Source organism: Sulfitobacter sp. IGS-18, assembly GCF_059628195.1.
This window is the reverse complement of the sequence record NZ_CM184556.1, coordinates 2,296,196-2,320,442: the sequence shown is the minus strand read 5'-3', so window position 1 is coordinate 2,320,442 and position 24,247 is coordinate 2,296,196. Positions and strand designations below refer to the sequence as shown.

The 24,247-nt window shown below is 64.0% G+C and carries 22 protein-coding genes; 11 read left to right on the top strand and 11 right to left on the bottom strand.

Annotation, left to right across the window (positions count from 1 at the left end):
* Positions 1-111 precede the first annotated feature (111 nt).
* Positions 112-1,017: a LysR family transcriptional regulator gene (locus tag ACWNZ3_RS11220; protein WP_269361692.1), complete on the bottom strand. Its 906-nt coding sequence runs from the start codon at positions 1,015-1,017 to the stop codon at positions 112-114.
* A 164-nt stretch (positions 1,018-1,181) separates the two neighbouring features.
* Here ACWNZ3_RS11220 and ACWNZ3_RS11215 point away from each other — a divergent pair, with 164 nt between their 5' ends.
* From ACWNZ3_RS11215 to ACWNZ3_RS11170, 10 genes are all read left to right on the top strand, one after another.
* A complete protein-coding gene (locus ACWNZ3_RS11215; RefSeq protein WP_496899983.1) occupies positions 1,182-4,595 on the top strand; it encodes an indolepyruvate ferredoxin oxidoreductase family protein in 3,414 nt (1,137 codons plus the stop codon).
* Between the two features lie 64 nt (positions 4,596-4,659).
* Positions 4,660-5,541, top strand: a complete 882-nt coding sequence (locus ACWNZ3_RS11210; protein WP_274575198.1) for a lysophospholipid acyltransferase family protein — start codon at positions 4,660-4,662, stop codon at positions 5,539-5,541.
* A 9-nt stretch (positions 5,542-5,550) separates the two neighbouring features.
* On the top strand, positions 5,551-6,360 hold the full coding sequence (locus ACWNZ3_RS11205; RefSeq protein WP_269361695.1) for a glutamate racemase: 810 nt from the start codon (positions 5,551-5,553) through the stop codon (positions 6,358-6,360).
* A 38-nt stretch (positions 6,361-6,398) separates the two neighbouring features.
* Positions 6,399-7,427, top strand: coding sequence for an N-acetyl-gamma-glutamyl-phosphate reductase (argC, locus tag ACWNZ3_RS11200; protein WP_496899982.1), 1,029 nt, complete (start codon positions 6,399-6,401; stop codon positions 7,425-7,427).
* Positions 7,428-7,442: 15 nt separating this feature from the next.
* Entirely contained in the window at positions 7,443-7,886 is a 444-nt protein-coding gene (gene ccmE, locus ACWNZ3_RS11195; RefSeq protein WP_496899981.1) for a cytochrome c maturation protein CcmE, read from the top strand.
* Between the two features lie 79 nt (positions 7,887-7,965).
* On the top strand, positions 7,966-8,577 hold the full coding sequence (locus ACWNZ3_RS11190) for a holin-associated N-acetylmuramidase (protein WP_496899980.1): 612 nt from the start codon (positions 7,966-7,968) through the stop codon (positions 8,575-8,577).
* Positions 8,568-9,140: a holin family protein gene (locus tag ACWNZ3_RS11185; RefSeq protein WP_274575204.1), complete on the top strand. Its 573-nt coding sequence runs from the start codon at positions 8,568-8,570 to the stop codon at positions 9,138-9,140. Before ACWNZ3_RS11190 ends, ACWNZ3_RS11185 begins: the two co-directional genes overlap by 10 nt.
* Before the next feature lie 85 nt (positions 9,141-9,225).
* Positions 9,226-11,193, top strand: coding sequence for a heme lyase CcmF/NrfE family subunit (locus ACWNZ3_RS11180; protein ID WP_496899979.1), 1,968 nt, complete (start codon positions 9,226-9,228; stop codon positions 11,191-11,193).
* Complete coding sequence (locus ACWNZ3_RS11175; protein WP_274575206.1) at positions 11,190-11,642, top strand: cytochrome c-type biogenesis protein; 453 nt, start codon at positions 11,190-11,192, stop codon at positions 11,640-11,642. The genes ACWNZ3_RS11180 and ACWNZ3_RS11175 overlap by 4 nt, the downstream gene beginning before the upstream one ends.
* 75 nt (positions 11,643-11,717) lie before the next feature.
* Positions 11,718-12,494 (top strand): enoyl-CoA hydratase-related protein, encoded by a 777-nt coding sequence (locus tag ACWNZ3_RS11170; RefSeq protein ID WP_269361702.1) that lies wholly within the window; start codon positions 11,718-11,720, stop codon positions 12,492-12,494.
* Positions 12,495-12,896: 402 nt separating this feature from the next.
* On the opposite strand, the gene ACWNZ3_RS11165 is transcribed toward ACWNZ3_RS11170, so the two are convergent.
* The 3 genes from ACWNZ3_RS11165 to gltX form a co-directional block, all read right to left on the bottom strand.
* Positions 12,897-13,208: a hypothetical protein gene (locus tag ACWNZ3_RS11165; RefSeq protein WP_269361703.1), complete on the bottom strand. Its 312-nt coding sequence runs from the start codon at positions 13,206-13,208 to the stop codon at positions 12,897-12,899.
* 499 nt (positions 13,209-13,707) lie between these two features.
* Positions 13,708-15,003, bottom strand: coding sequence for a citrate synthase (gene gltA / locus ACWNZ3_RS11160; protein ID WP_269361705.1), 1,296 nt, complete (start codon positions 15,001-15,003; stop codon positions 13,708-13,710).
* A 117-nt stretch (positions 15,004-15,120) separates the two neighbouring features.
* On the bottom strand, positions 15,121-16,521 hold the full coding sequence (gene gltX, locus ACWNZ3_RS11155) for a glutamate--tRNA ligase (protein ID WP_274575207.1): 1,401 nt from the start codon (positions 16,519-16,521) through the stop codon (positions 15,121-15,123).
* A gap of 113 nt (positions 16,522-16,634) precedes the next feature.
* On the opposite strand from gltX, the gene ACWNZ3_RS11150 reads away from it, so the two are divergent.
* Positions 16,635-18,716: a ComEC/Rec2 family competence protein gene (locus ACWNZ3_RS11150; RefSeq protein ID WP_496899978.1), complete on the top strand. Its 2,082-nt coding sequence runs from the start codon at positions 16,635-16,637 to the stop codon at positions 18,714-18,716.
* Here ACWNZ3_RS11150 and lexA read toward each other — a convergent pair.
* The 7 genes from lexA to ACWNZ3_RS11115 form a co-directional block, all read right to left on the bottom strand.
* Positions 18,680-19,375: a transcriptional repressor LexA gene (gene lexA / locus ACWNZ3_RS11145; RefSeq protein ID WP_269361708.1), complete on the bottom strand. Its 696-nt coding sequence runs from the start codon at positions 19,373-19,375 to the stop codon at positions 18,680-18,682. The genes ACWNZ3_RS11150 and lexA overlap by 37 nt on opposite strands.
* An 81-nt stretch (positions 19,376-19,456) precedes the next feature.
* Complete coding sequence (locus ACWNZ3_RS11140; protein WP_496899977.1) at positions 19,457-20,629, bottom strand: molybdopterin molybdotransferase MoeA; 1,173 nt, start codon at positions 20,627-20,629, stop codon at positions 19,457-19,459.
* Positions 20,626-21,099, bottom strand: a complete 474-nt coding sequence (moaC, locus tag ACWNZ3_RS11135) for a cyclic pyranopterin monophosphate synthase MoaC (RefSeq protein ID WP_269361710.1) — start codon at positions 21,097-21,099, stop codon at positions 20,626-20,628. Before moaC ends, ACWNZ3_RS11140 begins: the two co-directional genes overlap by 4 nt.
* On the bottom strand, positions 21,099-21,911 hold the full coding sequence (gene trpC, locus ACWNZ3_RS11130; protein WP_496899976.1) for an indole-3-glycerol phosphate synthase TrpC: 813 nt from the start codon (positions 21,909-21,911) through the stop codon (positions 21,099-21,101). The genes moaC and trpC overlap by 1 nt, the downstream gene beginning before the upstream one ends.
* Positions 21,908-22,573, bottom strand: a complete 666-nt coding sequence (locus ACWNZ3_RS11125; protein WP_274575212.1) for a uracil-DNA glycosylase — start codon at positions 22,571-22,573, stop codon at positions 21,908-21,910. The genes trpC and ACWNZ3_RS11125 overlap by 4 nt, the downstream gene beginning before the upstream one ends.
* Positions 22,573-23,589, bottom strand: a complete 1,017-nt coding sequence (gene trpD / locus ACWNZ3_RS11120) for an anthranilate phosphoribosyltransferase (RefSeq protein WP_496899975.1) — start codon at positions 23,587-23,589, stop codon at positions 22,573-22,575. The genes ACWNZ3_RS11125 and trpD overlap by 1 nt, the downstream gene beginning before the upstream one ends.
* The gene (locus ACWNZ3_RS11115) at positions 23,586-24,167 is read right to left on the bottom strand and encodes an anthranilate synthase component II (RefSeq protein ID WP_114275484.1); all 582 of its coding nucleotides are present in this window, start codon (positions 24,165-24,167) and stop codon (positions 23,586-23,588) included. Before ACWNZ3_RS11115 ends, trpD begins: the two co-directional genes overlap by 4 nt.
* Positions 24,168-24,247: the final 80 nt, after the last annotated feature.

Below are 24,247 nucleotides of genomic sequence, written 5' to 3'. Positions count from 1 at the left end.
CTCGTTCGAAGCGCATCAATCTTCATAACGCTGAATTAGGTAGCACCGTGCCCTGGATCAAGTCAGTTTTTCAATTTCCATAGCATGTCGGGTATGCTTGTTGCGCATAGCTTAGGCGTTTTCTTTATCCCGCAGGCGTTTACGGTAGGTAATGATCTCATCCTGGACGAAATCCCGGAAGGCGGCGACGCGTTTTGATTGCCGCAATTCCTCCGGATAGGCGAGAAAAACCGGGACATCCGCCGACTCGATATCCGGCAGGATGCGCACAAGGTCGGGAAAGTCCTGTGTCAGGTAGTCGGGGAGAACCCCGATTCCCAGATCGTGCAGCACGCCCTGAAGCACGCCGAAGTAATTGTTCACTGTCAGCAGGGACCGCACATCGTTCAGCATGAGCTGCTGGACAAGGTTCTGACCCGCCGCAACCTGGGCGCTTTCGGTATTCTGGCAGATCAGCCGATGGTCGGACATATCCTCAAGCCGGATCGGCGTGCCGTTCGCCTTCAGATAGGCAGGGGTTGCGTAAAGACACATGCGGATCATCATCAGCTTCTTGCGGATCAGGTCCGCCTGGCTGGGTTCCTTCATGCGGATGGCCACATCGGCTTCGCGCATGGGCAGGTCAAGCACGCGTTCCTCCAGCATCAGGTCGACGGAGAGGTCCGGATATTTCTCGTAGAGCTTGGGCAGGCGCGGGGCGAGCCAGAGCGTGCCGAAGCCGGTGGTTGTGGTCACCCGCAGCTGGCCAAAGACTTCTTCCTCGCTGTCGCGGATGCGTGCGGTGGCGGCATCGACCCGCTTGGTCATCGACCGCGTTGCATCGAACAGCAGCTCGCCTTGTTCGGTCAGGATCAAGCCGCGCGCGTGGCGGTGAAACAGATTGGTGTTCAGCTGTTCTTCCAGTCCGCGGATCTGGCGGCTGACGGCGGATTGCGACAGATTCAGTTTGTCACCCGCATGGGTGAGCGAGCCGGCATCGGCCACGGCATGAAAGATTCTGAGTTTGTCCCAATCCATGATCGGCGCTTTCTTTGGCTTTGTCTGTCTCTATCCTAAATAGATATAAGATAAAGTCTCACAGTTGGAATATTGCGGAGATACGGCAAAAAACCCGCTATACAGGTCAGCATTAATGACCTATGTATCCCGTATCACGCGAACCGACGTTCTGGGAGGACGCCATGACAACGCAGAAAATCTCACTCAACGATCGTTTCGACCTAGATAAGAGCCCTGTGCTCCTGAACGGCACGCAGGCGCTGGTGCGGATGATGCTGATGCAGGCGGCGCGCGACAAGGCGGCGGGGCTGAATACCGCGGGTTACGTGACCGGATATCGCGGCAGCCCGCTGGGGGCGGTGGACCTGCAGATGGCACGGGCCGAGAAGGTGCTGACGGAACATCAGGTCCGCTTTGAGCCGGGTCTGAACGAGGATCTGGCGGCGACGGCGCTTTGGGGCAGCCAGCAGGCGGAACTGCGCGGTGAGGGCAGATACGACGGCGTATTCGGCCTTTGGTACGGCAAGGGGCCGGGCGTGGACCGGTCGGGCGACGTGATGCGCCATGCCAATATGGCGGGCACCAGCAAGCACGGCGGCGTGCTGATGGCGATGGGCGATGACCATACCGGTGAATCCTCCACCGTGCTGCATCAGTCCGAATGGGCGATGGTGGATGCCTATATGCCCGTGGTCTCGCCTGCCGGGGTGCAGGAAATACTCGATTACGGCATCTATGGCTGGGCGCTGAGCCGGTTTTCCGGTCTCTGGGTCGGCCTGAAGACGATGAAGGACACGGTGGAGGCGACCTCTGTCGTCAACGGCGATCCGCATCGCATGCAGTTGGCGGTGCCGGAGATCGACCTGCCCCAGGGCGGGCTGAACATCCGTCTGCAGGACACGCCGCATCTGCAAGAGGCGCGGATGATCGACCACAAGCGTTTTGCGGCGGAAGCCTTTTCACATGCCAACAAGATGGACAAACGCCTTTGGGGCAAGCGCGGGGCCAAGATCGGCTTTGTCGCGGCGGGCAAGAACTGGCTTGATCTGATCCACGCCATGAGCCTGCTCAACATCGACCAGAACGAGGCGGAGCGGCTGGGCATCACGCTCTACAAGGTCGGGCAGACCTTTCCGCTGGACATGCATGGGTTTCATGATTGGGCAGAGGGGCTGGATCTGGTCGTGGTGGTCGAGGAAAAGCGCAAGCTGATCGAGATCCAGATCAAGGAGGCGCTGTTCAACGACACCCACCGCCGCGTTTATGGCTGGCACAAGTCCGGCGCGGGGATGGAGCACGGAGAGGAGCTTTTCCCGACCCGTGGTGCGCTGGACCCGATCTGGATTGCGGAAAAGCTGGGCGGAATCCTGCTGGAAGAGGGCCGCGACACCGATGGCATCCGCGCCGGCCTGCAATCGCTCGACGATGCGCGCCGTGCCGACAACGCCGAGGATATCGCAGCGCGCACACCCTATTTCTGCTCGGGCTGTCCGCACAACAGTTCGACCAAGCTGCCCGAGGGCGCGCGCGCCTATGCCGGGATCGGCTGTCACTACATGGTGCAGTGGATGGACCGCGAAACCACCGGCTTTACCCATATGGGCGGCGAGGGCGCGAACTGGATCGGCGAGGCGCCGTTTTCCACCCGCAAGCATGTGTTCCAGAACCTCGGTGACGGCACCTACAACCACTCCGGTGTGCAGGCGATCCGTGCCGCGATCGCTGCCAAGACCAATATCACCTACAAGATCCTCTATAACGACGCGGTGGCCATGACCGGTGGCCAGCACAATGAGGGCGACCTGGATGCGCCGCGCATCGTGGCCGAATTGCGCGCCATGGGGGTCAAGCACCTGGCCGTGGTCTATGACGAGAAAGAAGACGTGGATTTTGCCGCCTTCAAGGGGGTGCCGCTGCATGAACGCGCCGAGCTGATGAAGGTGCAAAAGCAGTTCGAACAGATCGAAGGCGTTTCGGCCATCGTCTATATCCAGACCTGTGCCGCCGAGAAACGCCGCCGCCGCAAGCGGGGGCTGTTCCCCGACCCGGACAAGCGGGTGTTCATCAACACGGATGTCTGCGAGGGCTGTGGCGATTGCGGCGTGCAGTCGAACTGTGTCTCCATCGTCCCCCAGGACACGGAACTGGGCCGCAAGCGCGCCATCGACCAATCGTCCTGCAACAAGGATTTCTCCTGCGTCAAAGGGTTCTGCCCGTCTTTCGTGACGCTGGAAGGGGCCAAGGTACGCAAGGACCCCACCACCAAAATCGACATTCCCGATCTGCCTTTACCCGATCTGCCCGTGATCAAGGGCACCCATAACGTTGTGGTCACCGGGGTCGGCGGCACCGGGGTTGTGACCATCGGTGCGGTTCTGGCGCAGGCGGCGCAGCTTGATGGCAAGGGGGCCGGCATGATGGAAATGGCGGGCCTCGCCCAGAAGGGCGGCGCGGTCCACATCCATTGCCGCATCGCTGAGCGGCCCGAAGACATCAGCGCCATCCGTGTCGCCACCGGCGAGGCCGACGCCCTGATCGGCGGCGATCTGGTTGTCTCGGCAGGCAACAAGACGCTGGGGCTGACGCGGGGCGGGCGCACCGGTGCCGTGGTCAATTCGCACCAGATCATCACCGGCGAATTTACCCGCGATACCGAATTCCAGATGCCCTATGACCGGCTGACCCTGGCGCTGGAGGCGCGGCTGAAGCAGGATGTGGCGCTGTTCGATGCCTCCGATCTTGCCAAGGCGGCGCTGGGCGACAGCATCTATTCCAACATGATGGTCTTTGGTGGCGCCTGGCAGAAGGGTCTGATCCCGCTGAGCTTCGAGTCCATCGAGGAGGCGATCCGCCTGAACGGTGCCGCGGTCGAACGCAACCTGCGCGCCTTCGAGATCGGGCGCTGGGCGGTGCTTTATCCCGAGGATGCGGCGGCGGTGATCACGCCCAAGGTCGTGTCGCTGCCCAAATCGCTGGACGACAGGATCGCCTATCGCAAGGAGCATCTGACCGGTTACCAGGGCAAGGGTCTGGCCAAACGCTATGGCAAGATGCTGGACCAGATCAGTGACCCCAGGGTCAAGGAAGCGGTCGCGCTGGGCTATCACAAGCTCTTGTCTTACAAGGATGAATACGAGGTCGCCCGCCTGCTGCTGCGCAGCCGGGAACAGGCCGCCGCCGAGTTCGACGGAGATTTCAAGATGACCTTCCACATGGCCCCGCCGATCATCTCGAAACAGGGGCCGGACGGCCGCCCGGTGAAGCGCGAATTCGGCCAGTGGCTGGAAAGACCGCTGCGGATGATGGCGGGCATGAAGCGCCTGCGCGGCACGCCGCTGGATGTCTTTGGCTATACGGCCGAGCGCAAGATGGAGCGCGCGCTGATCAAGCAGTATGAGGGGGATATGGCCGATGTGCTGCCCCGGCTGACCGACCGGACCCGCGATGCCATCGTGGCGCTGGCCGAACTGCCGCTGCAGATCCGCGGCTTCGGCCCGGTCAAACAGGCCAATGAGGCCAAGGCCGCCAAACGGCGCGAGGAACTGCTGGCGGTGATCCGGTCCGGCGGGGCGGAAGCCGCAAAGGCGGCGGAGTAACTGTCACGCGACTGTTGCATTTCGCCGCTATCTGATGCGCCGTGACCGTCGTTCAGGAGCCGCGATGCCCAAGCTGAGACCGGACCGGGCCAGTGACATATCCTACGCATGGTCCGCGCAAAGCCGCGGGGGACGTGCGCTGATCCGGTTGATGGAAAATTCCACCGGTCGGCTGCGCCTGATCAGGCGTGCCGCAGGCTATGAGGACGAGATCGGCGCGGGGGCATGTTTTTTCGACGTGATGGCGGCGCGCTACGGGCTCTCGCTCGATGTGGTGGCGGGCAGTCTGGACCTCATTCCACGCAGCGGGCCGGTGATCTTTATCGCCAATCACCCCTATGGCATTCTGGACGGGCTGATGCTGGGCCATATGATGTCGCGCAGCCGTGGGGATTTCAGGATCCTCGCCAATGCGGTGTTCAACCGTGCGCCGGACCTGAACCGCCATCTGCTGCCGATTGATTTTGCACCCGGTAGGGAGGCGCTGGCGCTGAACCTGGCGACCCGCAAGACCGCGCTGGACTATCTGGGGCAGGGCGGCACCATCGGCATCTTTCCCGGCGGCACTGTCAGCACGGCGGCCAGACCCTTTTCGCGCCCGCTGGACCCCGGCTGGCGCAGCTTTACCGCGCGGATGATCGCCAAATCCGATGCGGTTGTCGTGCCGGTCTTTTTCGACGGCCAGTGCAGCCGGATGTTCCAGATTGCCAGCCATCTGCACGCCACTTTGCGCATGGGTCTGCTGATCAAGGAATTCAGCAAACGCGTGGATACGCCGGTGCGTGTCGCCATCGGCGCGCCGCTGGGGCGTGACCTTCTGGACCCGCTGCGCGGCGATGCAAAAGCGATGATGGATTTCCTGCGCAAAGCGACATATGAGTTGTCCCCGAACCCGGTTCATGCGCATGAACTGGGCTATGAATTCGAAGCAAGGCATCGCGCCTGAAGGGACGACATGGCGGTTGGCATTTTTGACAGTGGGTTGGGCGGTCTGACCGTCTGGCAGGCGGTGCAGGCGCGTTTGCCTGAGGTGGATTTCACCTATATCGCCGACAGCGCCCATGCGCCCTATGGCGTGCGGACGTCTGATGACATCTACAATCTGACCACGGCGGCGGTGCAGCGCCTGTTCGATGCGGGCTGCGATCTGGTGGTTCTGGCCTGCAACACGGCCTCTGCCGCAGCGCTGCGGCGGATGCAGGAATCATGGGTGCCCACGGACAAGCGGGTGCTTGGGGTCTTTGTCCCGATGATCGAGGCGCTGACCGAACGGCAATGGGGCGACAATTCCCCGCCGCGCGAAGTGGCGCTGAACCATGTTGCGCTTTTTGCCACGCCCGCAACCGTCGCCAGCCGCGCCTTTCAGCGCGAATTGTCGTTCCGCGCCATCGGCGTGGACGTGGAGGCGCAGGCCTGCGGCGGCGTGGTCGATGCCATCGAAGAGGGTGATTTCATCCTGGCAGAAGCCTTGGTGCGCAGCCATGTGGATGCATTGAAACGCAAGATGCCGCATCCGCAGGCCGCGATTCTGGGCTGCACCCATTATCCGCTGATGCAGGATGCCTTTCAGGATGCTCTGGGCGCCGATGTGCAGGTGTTCAGCCAGGCCAATCTGGTGGCTGAAAGCCTGGCCGATTACCTGACCCGGCATCCCAACATGCTGGGCACGGGCGAACGGGCCTTTCTGACAACGGGTGACCCCAAGCAGGTGAGCGCCCGCGCGACCCAGTTCCTGCGACGACCGATCACATTTACCGCCGCCTGAACCCCCGATATTCCATCCCCTGCAAGAGGGACCACGACATGACCCATAACATCGCCATTCTTGGCGCATCCGGCTATACCGGTGCTGAACTTATCCGGCTGATCGCCGGACATTCCTCCATGACAATCAAGGCCTTGGGTGCAAACTCGAAGGCCGGGCAAAGCATGGCAGAAGTGTTTCCGCACCTGCGCCACCTTGATCTGCCCGCGCTGGTGACCATCGAGGAAATCGACTTTTCCGACATCGACCTGTGTTTCTGCGCCCTGCCGCACAAGACCTCGCAAGAGGTGATCGCGGCGCTGCCGAAAGACCTCAAGATCGTTGACCTTTCCGCGGATTTCCGGCTGCGCGATCCGGCGGCCTACAAGAAATGGTATGGCAACGACCATGCCGCGCTGGCGCAGCAGGAGGAGGCCGTCTATGGGCTGACTGAATTCTACCGCAAGGAGATCGCCGCCGCGCGGCTGGTAGCGGGCACGGGCTGCAACGCGGCCACGGGGCAGTTTGCCCTGCGCCCGCTGATCGAGGCCGGGGTGATCGACCTGGATGAGATCATCCTGGATCTGAAATGCGCGGTGTCGGGCGCGGGCCGGTCGCTGAAGGAAAACCTGCTTCACGCGGAATTGTCCGAAGGCTACCACGCTTATTCGGTGGGCGGGACGCACCGGCACCTGGGCGAGTTCGATCAGGAGTTTTCGGCGCTTGCGGGGCGGCCCGTGAAGGTGCAGTTCACGCCGCATCTGGTCCCGGCAAACCGGGGTATCCTGGCGACATGCTACTTGAAAGGTGACGCGCAAGCCATTCATGAGGCGTTGAAAAATGCCTATGAGGCCGAGCCGTTCATCGAGGTTCTGCCGCTGGGGGAAGCCCCCAGCACAAGGCATATTCGCGGGTCGAACTTCTGCCATATCGGCGTGGTGGCGGACCGGATCGAAGGGCGCACCATTGTCATCGCGGCGCTGGACAACCTGACAAAGGGTTCCAGCGGGCAGGCATTGCAGAACGCCAACCTGATGTTAGGTATTGCAGAGACCGAGGGGCTGATGATGGCGCCCCTGTTCCCGTGAGGCCATGCTAAGCCGATGAAAAGCCTGAAAAAGCAACGCCGTATTCAAGTGATCGCCGTGGCGGTGGTGGCGCTGGTCGCCGCCACTGCGCTGATCGGCTATGCGATGCGCGACGGCATCAACTTTTTCCGCGCGCCCTCTCAGGTGATGGCGGAACCGCCCGCGCCGACAGAGGTGTTCCGCATCGGCGGGCTGGTGGAAGAGGGCAGTCTGATCCGCGGTGATGGTGAGGTCGTGCGCTTTAACGTGACCGATGGCGGGGCCAGGGTGCCGGTGACCTTCAGCGGTGTCCTGCCGGATCTCTTTGCGGAAAATCAAGGTATGGTCGGCACCGGCCGTTACATCAACGGTGTTTTCGAAGCCACTGAAATCCTTGCAAAACACGATGAAACCTACATGCCGAAAGAGGTCGTGGACGCGCTCAAGGCGCAGGGCGTCTACAAGGACCCCGAAGGCTGAGCAACGCGCGCTGCCGCCAGATCCGTTAACCATTCTCTGAGCAGTCTTTGCCCCGATCAACGGGCAAGGAGCAGCAGCAATGCAGACGGTCAGGCAGATCGCCGAGGCCATCGTGGCGCGGGAAGGCGGATTCGTGAATGATCCGGACGATCCGGGCGGAGCCACGAACTTTGGCGTGACAATCCACACGATGCGGCGGCTGGGGCTGGACCTGACCGGGGACGGGCAGGTCGACGTCGGCGATGTGCGCAGCCTGACCCGCGCGCAGGCCGTCGATATCTTTATCCGGCATTATTTCGAAAGGCCGCTGATCGGAGAATTGCCCAGCATCCTGCAACCCAGTGTCTTTGACATGTATGTCAACGCGGGGGCCAATGCGGTGAAGATCCTGCAACGGCTGTTGCGCGACATGGGATATGACGTGGTGGTTGATGGCGCGCTGGGGCCGCAAAGCATCGGCGCGGTGCGCGGGGCCATGCGGCGGGGCGCTGATGCCTTTGTCGATGCCTATGGGATCGCCCGCCGGAACTATTATTTCCGACTGGCAGACCGCCGCCCGGCCAGCCGCAAATATGCGCGCAACAGGGCGGGCGGCAAGGGCGGCTGGATCCTCCGGGCCGAGGAGTTCATCTCGCCGCAGTATCATCTCAGCACGGCGGCATTTCGGCAAAGGATCTCGGCATGGGGGTAATCGGACGCATCTTTGGCTTGATGTTCGGGGGCGAGCGTAACGTTGTGCGCGAAACCGTGGAAGTCTTTCGCGAGAACGCAGAGGCGGGGGCGGTGCGGGCCGCGGCGGCGCAGGGGCAGGCGATGTCGCAATATGGCGCGGAATTCGCGGTGGCGCGGCAGGGCGGCTTTGACCGTTTCATGGATGGGCTGAACCGCTTGCCACGCCCGGCGCTGGCGCTGGGGACGATGGGGCTGTTCGTCTCGGCCATGGTTGACCCGCTGTGGTTTTCAGAGCGTATGCAGGGCATTGCCCTGGTGCCGGAGCCGCTGTGGTGGCTGCTGGGGGTGATCGTGTCCTTCTATTTCGGGGCACGCCATCAGGTCAAAGCCCAACAGTTCCAGCGCGAGATTGCAGGCACGGTCACCCGGCTGCCCCAGGTGCTGGAGAACATCAGCGCCATCAAGGCCCTGCGCAGCGACAGCCCGCGGGCGGCAGAAACCGGCAATGACGCGGGCCTTTCCCTGGCGGTGATCACACCCGACAGCAACCCGGCGCTGGAGGCCTGGAAACGCGCCGCCTGACAGTTGCGCAGGCTGCGACGCTTTGATGCGCCGATTGTGACAGAATCCCGTGGCGGGTGCCCCGGCCCCCGCATATAATCGGGGCATGATCACAGAACTCGGACATTTCGCGCTGATCCTCGCCTTTGCGGTGGCGATCGTTCAGATGATCGTGCCCCTGATCGGGGCGCAGAAACGCTGGCCCGGCTGGATGGCAGTGGCGGAACCGGCGGCAGGCGCGCAGTTTGCCCTGACGGCACTGAGTTTCGGCGCGCTGATGTGGGCCTTCATCAACTCCGATTTCTCGCTGAAGCTGGTGGTCGAGAACAGCCATTCGGCGAAACCGATGCTGTACAAGATCAGCGGCACCTGGGGCAATCACGAGGGCTCCATGCTGCTCTGGGTGCTGATCCTGACGCTGTTCGGGGCGATGGCCGCCTGGTTCGGGGGCAACCTGCCGCCCAGCCTGCGGGCGCGGGTGCTGTCGGTGCAATCGGCCATTGCGGTAGCGTTCTTCGCCTTCATCATCTTCACCTCCAACCCTTTCCTGCGGCTGGAAACACCGCCCTTTGACGGGCGTGACCTGAACCCGTTGCTGCAGGACCCGGGTTTGGCCTTTCATCCGCCGTTCCTCTACCTTGGCTATGTGGGCCTCAGCATGGCGTTCAGCTTTGCCGTGGCGGCGCTGATCGAGGGGCGGGTGGATGCCGCATGGGGCCGCTGGGTGCGGCCCTGGACGCTGGCGGCCTGGATCTTCCTGACCATTGGCATCGCGCTGGGGTCCTGGTGGGCCTATTACGAGCTAGGCTGGGGCGGTTTCTGGTTCTGGGACCCGGTGGAAAACGCCAGTTTCATGCCCTGGCTGCTGGCGGCGGCGCTGCTGCATTCGGCCATCGTGGTGGAAAAACGCGAAAGCCTGAAAAGCTGGACGATCCTGCTGGCGATCCTCGCCTTCGGATTCTCGCTGATCGGCACCTTCATCGTGCGCTCGGGGCTTCTGACCTCAGTACACGCCTTTGCCAACGACCCCGAGCGGGGCGTGTTCATCCTGGCGATCATGGCCTTTTTCATGGGCGGCGCGCTGATCCTCTTCACCCTGCGCGCGGGCGCGATGGAGGCGAAGGGCGTCTTCGGACTGGTCAGCCGCGAATCCGCCCTGGTGGTGAACAACCTGCTGCTGGCGGTGGCCTGTTTCGTGGTCTTTGTCGGCACCATGTGGCCGCTGCTTGCCGAGATGTTCTTTGACCGCAAGGTGAGTGTCGGGCCGCCCTTTTTCAACGCGGCTTTCACCCCCTTCATGGTGCTTCTGGGGCTGATCCTGCCGGTGGGGTCGGTGCTGCCCTGGAAACGGGCGCGCATTGCCCGTGCTGTCCGGCCCTTGCGCTATGCCTTTGTGCTGGCGCTGGCGGTCGGCGGGCTGGCCTGGACGATGCAGTCAGGGCGCAGCCTGCTGGGGCCGATGGGCCTGTTCCTCGGGGCCTGGCTGGTGGCCGGTGTGGTTGTCGAACTGGCGCAGCGCACGGGGCGCGGGGCGGGACGCTGGGCGCGGCTGCGCCGGCTGCCGCGCGCGGACTGGGGCAAGGCCGTGGCCCATGCGGGGCTTGGCGTGACCATGGCGGGCATCGCCGGGCTGACCGCCTGGACACAGGATGACATCCGCGTCGCCCAGATCGGGCAGCCCTGGGATGTGGGCGGCTATACCCTGACGCTGAACGAGGTGAACGAGATACGCGGACCGAACTATCAGGCGACGCAGGCCGATGTGACCCTGTCGAAGGACGGCAGCGTGATCTCGCAGCTCATGCCCGAGAAACGGTTCTACCCGGTCGCCCGCATGCCCACGACCGAGGCTGCCATCGACTACAACCTCGCGCGGGATGTCTATGTGGTGATCGGGGATCAGCAGGACAATGGCGGCTGGACCGTGCGGGTCTATGTCAAGCCGCTGACCAACTGGATCTGGATCGGCTGCGGGCTGATGGCGCTGGGAGGGCTCTTGAGCCTGAGCGACCGGCGCTTCCGCGTGGCGGCAGGCGCGCGCAAGACCCGCGCCACGCCGGTGCCCGCGGCATGAAACGCCTTGTCCTGATCCTGATGCTGCTGGCCTCGCCGCTGGCCGCCGTGCAGCCCGATGAGATGCTGGAGGATCCCGCGCTGGAGGCACGGGCGCGGGAGCTGTCCAGGGGGCTGCGTTGCCTTGTCTGCCGCAACGAAAGCATTGATGAGAGCAACGCAAGTCTCGCGCGTGACCTGCGCATCCTGCTGCGCGAGCGGTTGGTTGCCGGGGACACGGACGCCGAGGCGGTGGATTTCATCGTGCAGCGTTACGGCGAATATGTGCTGCTGCGGCCCGAGGTGACGGGGGCGAACTGGCTGCTCTGGGGGGCGGGGCCGCTGATGCTGCTGATCGCGGGGGGTGTCGGCTTTGTCTATCTGCGCGGCCGGTCGCGTGCCACCCAGGCCGGAGAGACCCCTCTGAGCCCGGAGGAAGAGGCCCGGCTGCGCGAGATTCTCAAGGATTGACGTGCGGTTTTGCTGGTCCGCGTGACCCGCTTTGGTATCAAGGGGCAAAGGCCTCAAGCGAAGGATACCGGAAACATGGAATATCAGACGATCACCTATGATGTGGCAGAGGGCATTGCCACGATCACGCTGAACCGTGCGGACAAGATGAACGCATTGACCACGCAGATGCGCGCCGAGATTGCACATGCCGCAACCCAGGGCGGCAAGGAAGCGCGGGTGGTGGTGATCACCGGGGCGGGCAGGGCGTTCTGCTCCGGCCAGGATCTGGGGGATCGGGCCACCGCGGCCTCTGTTGATCTGGAACGCACGCTGCGCGATGAATATGCGCCGATGCTGCGTGCCATCGTGAACTGCCCGGTGCCGACCATTGCTGCGGTGAACGGGCCGGCGGCGGGGGCAGGGGCGAACCTGGCGCTGGCCTGTGACGTGGTTTTTGCCACCGAAAGCGCCTATTTCATGCAGGCCTTTACCCGGATCGGCCTGATCCCCGACGCGGGCGGCACCTATGTGATGCCGCGCAACATGGGCACGGCCAAGGCCATGGGGGCCGCACTTTTTGCGGACAAGATCAGCGCGCGGCAGGCCGACGACTGGGGCATGATCTGGGAAGCTGTTGCAGATGCGGATTTTGCGGCCCATTGGCAGGCCCGCGCGGCGCAGCTGGCGCAGGGGCCGACAGCGGCCTATGCCGGGGTCAAACAGGTGATCCGGGGGACCTGGGACAATTCCTATGAAGATCAGCTCGCGCAGGAGGCCGAAACGCAAGGCCAATGCGGCGCAACGCGCGATTTCAAGGAAGGGGTGCTGGCCTTTACCGAGAAACGCAAGGCGACCTTCGAGGGGCGCTGAATGTCGGACCCTGTGGCCCGGTTTGGGCTCCGGGGCTTTTGCGGTCTTTCGCATGACACTTCAGGTGATCGTACAAACTGACGGTATTGGGTATTGAGTTTCATCAGAGCCGGGCAGCGCTGTCGTCGATCAGTCATGCCAAGGCCCGGAACAAGCCGAAGGCGCCGGGCCATCGCCTGCCCGCCCCTCGGGTAGGCGATTTGGTGAGGCTGGGTGTTCCACTGATGGGATTCATCATGGTTGAGAAATAAAGTGGCTTGAGCCAAGGGCAGTATCGCCCACCCCGGGCAGGCGACGGCCCGGCTTGTGTCTCATGTCACATTGAACAGCTTCCGATCCCACACCGCGCAGACCACGAACACCCGCACCGGGACGCGAAATGCGTCGGCTGCGCGATGCCGGTCAGACCGAGCGTTCCACCAGCAGCACATCGTCCTTGCTGGGGGCGGGGCCATTGGCGCTGGCCACAACGGCGACCGCAACACCATCCGCCAGAACCGTATGGACCGTACCCGACACCTGCCGGATGGTGATTTCCGGCGGGGTCTGCCCCTTGTCATAGATCACGGCGATCTGATCGTTGTCACGCAGGCCTGCGGGCACCAGCGCGCCCTGCGGCCCCGGTCCTGACCGCGCCGCGGTGGGCAACAAGCCTGCCGCGCGGTCCCAGCGCAATCTGCCCTCCATCGGGCGGTCCGAGCGGCAATCTGTCATGTGAGCCTCCATTTCCGCAAGGGACCGGGCGCATCTGTTTTGTAACGGATCGGGACCAGAACAGGCCGCAACAAAGCCTGATCTGTTCGTGTGGTCCGGATCAGTGTGGCAACGACCAGCACAATCGACCCGCATGAAAACCAAAGCGACATGGTGCCTCCTCGCTACATTTCTCAACAGGTTAACGGTGCTTTTGAAGGGCGGTCAAGCAACCTCGCAGATTGTCTGGAAGGGCGAAACAATGCCACAATTTAGCCATGTTTCAGGGGCCGGTGTTTCGCATTGGGCAATGACGGCTGAAACAGTCGGCGGGCTCAGCGGCCTTTGGTTCTTGGGCGCGGAAGGGAAAGTTGTGATTCTTGGCGTTCCGCCGAGCCGGCAGCTGATCCGCCGGCGAAGATCAGCACCCCGAAAACTTCCCGTTCTGATGGGAAGGTTGTTTACGTTTGGGCAACAAAGCGAAACGCCCCGTTGAACGGGGCGTTTGCCGGGGGTCGGATCACCGGTTTTCGATGTCCGTGTAATCGCGGGCGGTCTGGCCAAGGTACAATTGGCGCGGCCGGCCGATCTTGTTCTGCGGATCGGCGATCATTTCCTTCCACTGCGAAATCCAGCCGACGGTCCGCGACAGCGCGAAGATCGGGGTGAACATCGAGGTGGGGAAGCCCATGGCCTCAAGGATGATGCCCGAATAGAAATCCACGTTCGGGAACAGTTTCTTTTCCGCGAAATACGGATCGTTGAGCGCCTGTTTCTCAAGTTCCTTGGCAACCTGCAGGATCGGGTTGTTCTCCACACCCAGCAGTTCCAGAACCTCGTCCGCGCTTTCCTTCATCACCGTCGCACGCGGGTCGAAGTTCTTGTAGACGCGGTGGCCAAAGCCCATCAGGCGGAACGGATCGTTCTTGTCCTTGGCGCGGGCAATGAACTCGGGGATGCGGTCGGGTGTGCCGATTTCCTTGAGCATTTCCAGACAGGCCTGGTTGGCGCCGCCGTGGGCAGGGCCCCAGAGACAGGCAATGCCCGCCGCGATACAGGCAAAGGGGTTGGCCCCGGAGGAGGACGCCAGACGCACCGTGGAGGTGGAGGCGTTCTGCTCGTGATCCGCATGCAGGGTAAAGATGCGGTCCATCGCCCGGCTCAAGATCGGATCGACGACATATTCCTCTGCCGGGACGGCAAAGCACATGCGCAGGAAGTTGGACGCATAGTCCAGATCGTTGCGCGGATATTCGAAGGGCTGGCCGATGGTGTATTTATAGGCCATCGCGGCGATCGTCGGCATCTTGGCGATCAGGCGGATCGACGCGACCTCGCGCTGCCAGGGATCGTTGATGTCGGTGCTGTCGTGATAAAAGGCGGACATTGCGCCCACCACGCCCACCATGACCGCCATCGGGTGCGCATCGCGCCGGAACCCGCGGAAGAAGTTCATCATCTGCTCGTGCAGCATGGTGTGGTTGGTCACGCGGCTTTCGAAATCCTCAAGCTCTGCGGGGGAGGGAAGCTCACCGTATAGCAGCAGGTAGCAGACTTCGAGGTAATGCGATTTGGCGGCCAGCTGGTCGATGGGATAGCCCCGGTGCAGCAGGATCCCGGCATCGCCGTCGATATAGGTGATGGTGCTGTCGCAAGCGGCGGTGGAGGTGAAGCCGGGGTCATAGGTAAAGACATTGGCCTGCGCATAGAGCTTGCGGATGTCGACCACGTCGGGGCCTGCGGTTGGCGAAAAGATCGGCAGATCATAGTTTTTGCCGTCGATGGTCAGCGTTGCGGATTTCGTGCTCTCAGTCATGCGGTCCCTTCCCCTTGAGCTGGCGGCAGGGCGTATTGCCCGCCGTCACGACGAGGCCCTGAGACAGGACCTGCCGATGTGTTATCGCGCGTGGCGTTTCCAGGGGGTTAACCCTGTTCACGCCGCCGCATCCGTCAGTCGGGCGAGGGTCTCATCACGTCCCAACACGAGCATCATGTCAAAAACGGATGGGGTGACCGCGCGCCCAGCAAGGGCAGCCCGAAGGGGCCCTGCGAGTTTGCCGAATTTGGTATCATGCGCAGCCGCAAAGCTGTTCATTACCTCTTCCAGCGTTTCCTTGGTCCAGCTAGCATCTTGCAGGTGCGGCGTCAATTCCGCCAGTAAGCCACGGGCCTCCGCATCCAGCGCCTTTTGCGCCTTCTCGTCCGGCTCCACAGGGCGGTGCGTCAGAACAAAATGTGCCTTTTCAATGAGTTCAGGCAATGTCTTTGCCCGTTCCTTGAGGCAATACATGGCCCGCTCCAAACCCTGCGCCTGATCGGGATCAAGCGGGGGCAGGCCGGCTGCCGCCAGGTAGCCCTGACATTCTTGCCGCAGCGCGGCATCATCCGAGACCGCGATATGCTGCCCGCAGATGTTTTCCAGCTTTTTCAGGTCGAACTGCGCGGGGCTCTTGCGGATCCCGTCCAGGTCGAACCAGTCGCGCGCCTGGGCATCGGTAAAGAATTCATCGTCGCCATGGCTCCAGCCCAGCCGGGCCAGATAATTGCGCATGCCAGCGGCGGGATAGCCCATCGCCTGATATTCCTGTGCGCCCAAAGCACCGTGGCGTTTCGACAGTTTCTTGCCGTCCGCCCCGTGGATCAGTGGGATATGCGCCCAGACCGGCACATCCCAGCCCATCGCCTGATAGATCATCATCTGGCGCGCGGCATTGTTCAGGTGGTCATCCCCCCGGATCACATGGGTCACGCCCATGTCATGATCATCCACGACAACCGCCAGCATGTAGACCGGTGTGCCATCGGAACGTAACAGCACCATGTCATCAAGCTGCGCGTTGGAAATGGTCACATCGCCCTGCACCTGGTCACGGATCACCGTCTGGCCTTCCTGCGGGGCCTTGATGCGGATGACGTAAGGGGCATCGGGATGGCTGGCGGGGTCCGCATCGCGCCAGGGGGACTGGTAAAGCGTGCTGCGGCCCTCGGCCTTGGCCGCCTCGCGGAAGGCGTTGATTTCTTCCTGCGTGGCAAAGCACTTGTAGGCCTTGCCGGCCTCCAGCAGGGCATTGGCCACTTCCGCATGGCGCGGCGCATTTTCGAACTGGCTGACGATCTCGCCATCATGGTCGAGGCCCAGCCAGGCCAGACCCTGCAGAATCGCATCCGTCGCCTCCGGGGTCGAACGGGCGCGGTCGGTATCTTCGATCCGCAGCAGGAACCTGCCGCCCTTGCCGCGCGCATAAAGCCAGTTGAACAGCGCGGTCCGCGCGCCGCCGATGTGCAGGAAACCGGTGGGAGACGGGGCGAAACGGGTGACGACTTCGGCGGACATGGGGGATGTTTTCCTAACAAATTCTGACGTGCTCAGCCTCGTGTTAATCTCTTGTTCATCACGGGGCCTCTAGGGTGCTGCCTGTCTATCCAGTGCGGTGCGCGGGGGCAAGCATGGGCCTATGCGGGCGCATTTCCAATTCTGCAGGCAAGGTGCTGCTGGCACAGCGCGGCGGCCTGATCTGCTGGGTGCCGGTCTGCCTGGCAGCGGGCGTCGGCAGCTATTTTTCACTGGCCACGGAGCCGGACCTGCCGGTGCTTGCAGGGCTTGCCGCAACGGCGCTGCTGATGCTGGTGCTGGCCCGCTTCCTGCCGGAGCCGGTGGCGCCCCTTGCCCTGGGCACGGTGCTTTGCCTGATCGGGGTATTGCTGGCGGCGGGCCGGGCGCATCGCGTGGCGGGGCCGGTGCTGGGCTGGCGCTATTACGGGCCGGTTGAGGGGCGGATTGTCGCGATGGACCGGAGCCAGTCCGATGCGCTGCGCCTGACGCTGGATCAGGTGCGGCTGGCGCGGGTGTCACCTGCGCGAACGCCAGACCGGGTGCGGCTGTCGCTACATGGCGGTGCGGGGATCACGCCCGGACCGGGGCTGCGGGTGATGACCACGGCCCATCTGTCGCCCCCCGCCGGTCCGGTGGAGCCGGGCGGATTCGATTTCCAGCGCCACGCCTGGTTCGCGCGGCTGGGCGCCGTCGGCTATACCCGCGTGCCGCTGCTGGGGGTGGCAGAGGCGCGGGATGGCCATGCGGGGCTGGCGGTGTTTCGCATCCGCATGGCGGCCTCTGCCCGCATCCGGCAGGTTCTGCCCGGGGACATTGGCGGCTTTGCCGCCGCCATCACCACCGGCGACCGCAGCGCCATCAGCCGCGAGGCGCTGGAGGCCTTGCGCGCCAGCAACCTGGCGCATCTGCTGGCAATCTCGGGGCTGCACATGGGGCTGCTCAGCGCGGTGGTGCTGGGCGCGCTCAGGTTGCTGCTGGCCGCGCATCCGGTCACGGCCCTGCGCTGGCCGGCAAAGGGGATCGCGGCCGGTGGTGCGCTGGTCGCGGCGGCAGGTTACCTCGCGCTGTCGGGCGGCAACGTGGCGACGGAGCGGGCCTTTATCATGGTGGCCGTGGCGCTGGGGGCGCTGATGATCGGGCGGCGGGCGCTGTCCCTGCGGGCGGTGGCGATTGCGGCAACGCTGGTGCTGATCCTTCGGCCAGAGGCGCTGATGGGGCCGGGGTTCCAGATGTCTTTTGCCGCGACAACGGCGCTGGTTGCGGTCTTTGGCTGGCTCAGGGCGGTCGATATGGGCTGGTTGCCGCCCTGGCTGAAACCCGCCTTTGCGGTCTTTGTCTCCTCCGCCGTGGCGGGGCTGGCCACGGCGCCGATTGCGGCGGCGCATTTCAACACCATTGCCCACTACGGGCTGCTCGCGAACCTGGTGTCGGTGCCGCTGATGGGGGTGCTGATCATCCCCGCCGCCGTGGCGGCGCTGGTACTCGCCCCCTTCGGGGCAGAGGCGCTGGGGCTTTGGGTGATGGGACTGGGCCTGCGCTGGATTCTCGGCGTGGCCCATTGGATCGCCGGGCTGGAGGGCGCGCGCGGCTATGTGGTGGGGCCGGGGGGCTGGGTGATCCCGCTGCTGGCACTGGGGTTCCTGCTGCTGATCCTCTGGCAGGGCCGTTTGCGCCTTGCGGGCTTGCCCGTGATGGCACTGGCCCTTGTTCTTTGGCAGGGGGCGCAGCGGCCCGCTGTTCTGATCTCCGACACGGGCGCATTGGTCGGGGTGATGACCCCGCAGGGCCGGGCGCTGAGCCGGGAGCGCACCGCCGGATTTGTCGCGCGCAACTGGCTGGAGAATGATGGCGACGGTGGCGGACAGCTGGAGGCCGCCCTGCGCTGGCCAAAGGAGGGCGAAGTCATCCACCTGAGCGGCAAGCGGCGTCTGGCGGCACTCGAGGGATGTGCGCCGGGGCAGATCGTCGTCGTCTCTGTCCCTGCGGCCGATCTGGCGCAAGCGCCCTGCGATGTCTTTGACCCGCTGCTGCTGAAACACACGGGCGCGCTGGCGCTGACACCGGGCAAGCAGGGCTGGACCCTGACAACGGCCCGCGAACGGACCGGTGACAGATTATGGACCCATTGGCCCCCGGCAAAGCCGGAGGCCGCGCCGGATCAATATGTGCGGATCAGCCCGACCAGACGGCCCTGAACCTTGACCCGGTCGGCGGCCAGCACCCGCGCCTCATAGGCCGGGTTCGCGGCCTCCAGCGCGATGGAGGTGCCGCTGCGTTTGAAGCGCTTCAGCGTCGCCTCAAGGTCATCGACCAGCGCCACGACGATATCGCCGTTGTCGGCGGTGGAGGTCTCGCGGATCACCACGACATCGCCGTCGTTGATCCCGGCCTCGATCATCGAATCGCCTTTGACTTCAAGCGCGTAATGTTCGCCCTTGCCCGAAACCATGCCGCCGGGCACGGAAACGCGGTGGGTTTCGTGATTGATCGCCTCGATCGGGACACCGGCGGCGATCTGCCCCATCACCGGCAGATCCAGCGCCGTGGCCTGGACCGCCATGGCCTGGGCCGGCGGCGGGCTGTCGGGGCGGTCCCCCTCGATCACGCGGGGGGTAAAGCCGCTGGGCGCGCCGCCCAGGCTTTCGGGCAGTTTCACAATCTCAAGCGCGCGGGCGCGGTGCGCCAGACGGCGGATGAAACCGCGTTCCTCCAGCGCCGTGATCAGGCGGTGAATGCCGGATTTCGACCGCAGATCAAGTGCGATCTTCATTTCGTCAAAGCTGGGCGGTACGCCGTCGCGCTGCACACGTTTCTGGATGAATGCCAACAGATCGAGTTGTTTTTTGGTAAGCACGGCCCGTCCCTTTTGGTCAGTTGTTTCTTTTTGTTCTAGGGATGTTCCTGTTTTGTGTCAACGCTGAAAGGGCGCTCTGCCTCAAAGCGGGATGACACGGACAGTATCGCCAGCCTTGCGCGCCGGGTCTTCGACCGGGCGGACCAGGAGGGCATCGGCATGGGCCAGCACCGACAAGAGCGAGGAATCCTGCCGCGTGTCGGGGTGGACCGCGCCGTCGCGGATCTGCGCGCGCATGTAATGGGCGCGCGGGCCGTTGGCGGGCAGGTCGACGCCCAGCACCGCATCGCGCATCGGGGCGGGCGCATCGCCCAGGCCCAGCATCCGGCGCAGCATCGGGGCCACGAAAACGCTGCCGCAGACCATGGCCGAAACCGGATTACCCGGCAGGCCGATCATCGCCGATGTACCGATGCGCCCGGCCATCAGCGGTTTTCCGGGGCGCATCGCCACCTTGTAAAAGGCCTGTTCCATGCCGAGTTCGGCCGCCACCGGCGCGACCAGATCATGATCACCGACAGAGGCACCGCCGATGGTGACGATCAGATCCGCGCCCCGGGCCAGCGTGAACGCCTGTTTCAGCGAGGCGGCAGTGTCGCGGGCGATGGGCAGCAGCTGCACCTCGGCGCCCATTTCCTCGAACATCGCGGTCAGCCCGTGGCTGTTGGAGGCGACGATCTGGTCGGGGCCGGGCTCTTCGCCGGGCTGGACCAGCTCATCACCGGTGGCAAGGATCGCCAGCCGTGGTTTGCGGGTGACCGGAACGCGGGCGATGTTCATTGCCGCCAGCAGCGCAATATCCGTGGGCCGCAGCAGCAGCGGGGCCGGGATCTTGTCACCGGCGGCAAAGTCGCCGCCTGCAGGGCGGATATTGTCCTTTTCGCCGATGTCATGGCCCAGGGTGATCAGATCGCCGCGCCGGGTGACATCTTCCTGAATGACAATGAAATCAGCACCTTCCGGCACCGGTGCGCCGGTAAAGATGCGCACCGCCTGACCGGGTTTGACCACGCCGTCAAAGCGGTGACCGGCGGCGGATTCTCCGATGACCTTGAACATCGCGCCCGGCTCCACCTCGTCCCGGCGCAGGGCATAGCCATCCATCGAAGAGGCGGCAAAGGGCGGCTGGGTGCGGCTGGCAGTCACATCGCGGGCCAGTACCCGGCCGGCGGCGGCACGCAGCGGCACCTCTTCGGCCTCAAGCGGCGCGACAAGGGCCAGCAGCCGGGCAAGCGCCTCTTCGACGGAGATCATGGGGCGGTGTAGCGGCCCGATTTGCCACCATCCTTGAGAACCACGCGCAGGCCGCCGATTTCCATGCCCTTGTCCACGGCCTTGGCCATGTCATAGACCGTCAGCGCCGCAACGGAGGCCGCTGTCAGCGCCTCCATCTCCACCCCGGTCTGGCCGGTGGTCTTGACCGTGGCCTCGATGCGGATGCCGGGCAGCGCGGCGTCGGGGGTCAGCTCCACGCTGACCTTGGTGATCGGCAGGGGATGGCACAGCGGGATCAGGCTGGCGGTCTGTTTGGCCGCCATGATCCCGGCCAGCCGTGCCACGCCCAGAACATCACCCTTCTTGGCGCGTCCTTCGGTAATGATATCAAGAGTTTCGGGGCGCATCTTGATGTGGTTCTCGGCAATGGCGATGCGCGATGTCACTGCCTTGTCGGAGACATCGACCATATGGGCATCGCCCTTGCCGTCAAAATGCGTCAGCGCCATCACATGCCCCCGGCGGTCAGCGGATTGGCCAGCAGGTCCCGCGTTGCCTGTTCCACATCCGGCTGGCGCATCAGGCTTTCGCCGATCAGGAAGGACCGCGCGCCGAACATGGCCATATCCGCCAGGTCCTGCGGTGTGTGCAGACCGGATTCGCAGACGATCATGCGGTCCGGCGGCACATGTTTGGACAGGCGGCGGGTCACATCAAGAGAGGTTACGAAGGTATTGAGATTGCGGTTGTTTATCCCGATCATCCGGCTTTTCAGCTTGGTGGCGCGCTCCAGTTCCGCATCATTGTGCACCTCGATCAGCGCATCCATGTCAAATTCCATCGCGGCCGCTTCCAGTTCCGCCGCCTGAGCGTCAGAGACCGAGGCCATGATGATCAGGATGCAATCGGCCCCCAGTGCGCGGGCCTCTGCCACCTGGTAGGTGTCATAAAGGAAATCCTTGCGCAGCACCGGCAGGTCGCAGGCGGCGCGGGCCTCTGTCAGGAATGACTTGGCGCCCTGGAAACTGGGCGTATCGGTCAGCACCGACAGGCAGGTCGCCCCGCCGGCGGCATAGGCCGCGGCGTGGTTGGCCGGGTTGAAATCATCCCGGATCAACCCTTTGGAGGGGCTCGCCTTCTTGATTTCGGCGATCAGGCCATAGCCCTCCCGCGAGGCCTGGTGCAGGCTTTCGGCAAAGGGGCGCACCGGGCTTGCCGCGCGCGCCTCTGCGGTGACCGCTTCAAGCGGTTTGGCCGCCTTGTCCGCGGCGATTTCTTCCAGCTTGTAGGCCTTGATCTTGTCCAGGATGGTCTGTGTCATGTGGTCTCCGGGTTGGCCCAGTTTATGGCGGGCAGGCCTTGCTGGCGCAACCACGCATTGGTGCGGGAAAACGGGCGGGAGCCGAAAAAGCCCATGTTGCCATACATGCCGACCGGGTGGTGGCTTTCGATCTTGAGATTGGTGGTCGGGTCCACGCCGGCCGCGGCCTTTTGCGCGCTGCTGCCCCAGAGCAGATAGGCACGCGGGCTGTCGGCCAGCCGTGCCAGCACCTGATCGCACAGGGCCTGCCAGCCCAGCGTCTCATGGCCCTTCGGCTGTCCCTCCGGCACGGTCAGGATGGTGTTGAGCAGCAGCACCCCCTGATCGGACCAGAACCGCAGGTCGGCACTTTCCGGTGCGGCGCCGATGTCGCTGCGCATCTCCTTGAAGATATTGGCCAGAGAGCGCGGCAGCGGCCGGGTATCTTCCTCGGCGGAAAAGGCGTAGCCGTGGGCGTGGTTCACGGTTGGATAGGGGTCCTGGCCCAGGATGACCACGCGCACATCGCCGGGGGCGACATGTTCCAGCGCCGCGAAAATCTGGTCGGCGGGGGGGAAGACATTGCGCTTCTCGGCCCGCAGCGCGGTCTCGATCGCCGGAAAGGTGGTGGTAAAAAAGGGGAGCTCAGCCCAGTCGCCAAGCCGTGCAAGGGGGGATTTCATCACTTTTCCTGAGATACTTCGGCCACGCGGCGCAGCTTTTCGCGGGCAGCGCCGGAATCAAGGCTGCTGCGGGCCATTTCAACACCTGTTTTCAGGTCCGGCGCGGCATCGGCCACCACAAGGGCCGCCGCCGCATTCAACACCACGGCATCACGATAGGCGGATGCGGCCCCCTCCAGCACGGCATGGAAGGCCTGGGCATTCTCGGCAGGCGTGCCGCCGACAATCGCCTCGAAGGGGTGGACGGGCAGGCCCGCGTCTTCGGGGTGGATCTCGAAATCACGGATGGTGCCCCTGTCCAGCCCGCTGACCCAGCTCACGCCGGTGATGGTCAGCTCGTCGGTGCCGTCAGAGCCATGGACCAGCCAGGCCTTGTCGCTGCCAAGCGCGCGCAGGGTTTCGGCCATCGGCCGGATCAGATCGCGCGAGAAGGCACCGGTCAGCTGGCGTTTGACGCCGGCGGGGTTGGTCAGGGGGCCAAGGATGTTGAAGATCGTCCTGGTGCCCAGCTCCGAGCGTGTCGGCATCACATGGGCAATCGCCGGGTGGTGCATGGGGGCCATCATGAAGCCGATCCCGACCTCGGCGAGTTCACGCTCCACCACCTTGGGGCCCACCATCACATTGAGGCCCATCTGGGTCAGCGCATCCGCCGCCCCGGATTTTGAACTGAGGTTGCGGTTGCCGTGTTTGGCCACGATCACCCCGGCACCTGCCACGACAAAGGCGGTGGCGGTCGAGATGTTCAGCGTGCCCTTGCCATCGCCGCCGGTGCCGACGATGTCCATCGCGCCCTCGGGGGCTTTCACCGCATGGCATTTGGCGCGCATCACGCTGGCGGCGGCGGCATATTCATCCACCGTCTCGCCCCGGGTGCGCAGTGCCATCAGGAAGCCGCCGATCTGGCTGGGGGTGGCTTCGCCGTCAAAGAGGATTTCAAAGGCTTCTGCCGCCTGCGCAGGGGTCAGCGGGCCGTTGGCGGCAGCGTCGATCAGCGGTTTGAGGGTGTCGCTCATGCCGGGACCTTCATCACGTCGAGGAAGTTCTGCAGCATCTTGTGCCCATGTTCCGAGCGGATCGATTCCGGGTGGAACTGGACCCCGTGCAGCGGCAGCTCGCGGTGTTGCAGGCCCATGATGGTGCCGTCCTCAAGTGCCGCGGTCACCTGCAGGCAGTCGGGCAGGCTGTCGCGGTCCACCACCAGGGAATGATAGCGCGTGGCGGGGAAGGGGCTGGGCAGACCGGCAAAGATGCCCTGGCCCTCATGGTGCATCAGCCCCAGCTTGCCATGCACGATGTCGCCCGCGCGCACCACCTGGCCGCCAAAGGCCTGGCCCAGGGTCTGGTGCCCCAGGCAGACGCCCAGCAGGGGCAGGCCCGTCTCGGCGGCGGCGCGGGTCAGTTCCAGGCAGATGCCCGCCCGGTCCGGGTCACAGGGGCCGGGGGACAGCAGGATGCCCGCGGGCTGCAGCGCGAGCGCCGCCTCCACGCTGATCTTGTCATTGCGGTGCACGACCACATCCGCCCCCAATTCGCCCAGATAATGGACGAGGTTGTAGGTAAAGCTGTCGTAGTTATCTATCAGGAGCAACACGTCTGAATTCTTTGTCCTTATGACCGGATTGGCACTGGTTTTGAGGCCCCTGACGGGGGTATAGTTACGCCCTACATGTT